General features: G+C 70.0%; 1 protein-coding gene. It reads left to right on the forward strand.

Features of this window, described 5'->3' with window-relative positions; all coding sequences use genetic code 11:
* Positions 1–1672: heme lyase CcmF/NrfE family subunit (locus tag DBR34_RS17715; RefSeq protein WP_146186878.1), on the forward strand; the 1672-nt coding region annotated here is incomplete at its 5' end.
* Positions 1673–1681 lie beyond the last annotated feature (9 nt).

Genomic DNA, 1681 nt, shown 5'->3' on the forward strand with positions numbered 1-1681 from the left:
GGCCTACCGTTACTCCGCCGTGTGGGGCGCCCATGAAGGCTCGCTGCTGCTGTGGGCGCTGGTCTTGGCGCTGTGGAACGGCGCCGTTGCGCGGTGGTCGCGGCAATTGCCGGTACAGGTGCTGGCGCGCGTCCTGGGCGTGCTGGGCATCATCAGCGTCGGCTTCCTGGCCTTCCTGATCTTCACCTCCAACCCGTTCGCGCGGCTCCTGCCGGCGCCCCTGGAAGGCCACGACCTCAACCCGCTGCTGCAGGACCCGGGCCTGATCATCCACCCGCCGATGCTGTACCTGGGCTACGTGGGCTTCGCGGTGCCGTTCGCCTTCGCCATCGCCGCGCTGCTGGAAGGGCGCGTGGATGCGCGCTGGCTGCGCTGGACCCGGCCGTGGACCAACGTGGCGTGGGGCTTTCTGACCCTGGGCATCGCGCTGGGCAGCTGGTGGGCGTACTACGAACTGGGCTGGGGCGGCTGGTGGTTCTGGGACCCGGTGGAAAACGCCAGCTTCCTGCCGTGGCTGGCCGGCGCGGCGTTGATCCACTCGCAGGCGGTCACGGAAAAGCGCGGCAGCTTCGCCAGCTGGACGCTGCTGTTGGCCATTGCCGCCTTCGCGCTGTCGCTGCTGGGCACCTTCCTGGTTCGCTCGGGCGTGCTCACCAGCGTGCATTCGTTTGCCGCCGATCCCACGCGCGGCACCTTCATCCTGATTTTCCTGGCCCTGGTGATCGGCGGCGCACTGCTGCTGTACGCGCTGCGCGCCGGTGCGCTGGGCAACGACGACCCGCGCCGCGGCTTCATGCCTACCTCGCGCGAAACTCTGCTGCTGGCCAACAACCTGCTGCTGGCCGCGGCGTGCGCGATGGTGCTGTTGGGCACGCTGTACCCGCTGCTGGCCGATGCGCTGGGGCTGGGCAAGGTGTCGGTCGGCCCGCCCTACTTCGGCACCCTGTTCCTGCTGCTGATGGCGCCGCTGGTGGCGCTGCTGCCATTCGGCCCGCTGGTGAACTGGCAACGCGACCAGGCCTCGCGCGCGCTGGCGATGCTGGCGCCGTGGGCAGTGCTGGCGCTGCTGCTGGGGGCCATCGCCTACTTCATGGCACCGCAGGGCGCACTGAAGACCGCGGCCGGTGTGACCGCCGCCGCCTGGGTTGCCTTCGGGACCGCGCGCTTCGTGTGGAGCCGGCTGCGTGGCAATGGCCGCTTCACCGCCGAAATGGTCGGCATGCTGCTGGCCCATGGCGGCGTGGCGGTGTTCCTGGCCGGGGCCTTGCTGGTGGAAGCCCTGAACGTGCAGCGCGAGGTGGCGCTGTCGCCGGGCCAATCGCTGCACGTGTCCGGGTATGAAGTGCGCTTCGAGGGCGTGGACCACCAGCAGGGGCCCAACTACACCGCCGACCGCGGCCACATGCGCATCCTGCGCAACGACCGCGACGTGGCCCTGCTGCACCCGGAAAAGCGCGCCTACGCCAGTGGCGGCCAGATGATGACCGAAGCCGGCATCCATGCGCGCCTCACGGGCGATGTGTACGTGGCGCTGGGCGAGCCGCTGGGCAACAATGCCTGGGCGGTGCGCGTGCACGTCAAACCGTTCGTCCGCTGGATATGGCTGGGCGCACTGCTGATGGCCCTGGGCGGTTTCGTCCCCGCCGCCGACCGCCGTTTCCGCCGTCCCTGAGTCCTGGAG

This window comes from Stenotrophomonas sp. HMWF003 (assembly GCF_003061285.1).
Classification (GTDB): Bacteria; Pseudomonadota; Gammaproteobacteria; order Xanthomonadales; family Xanthomonadaceae; genus Stenotrophomonas; species Stenotrophomonas maltophilia_AP.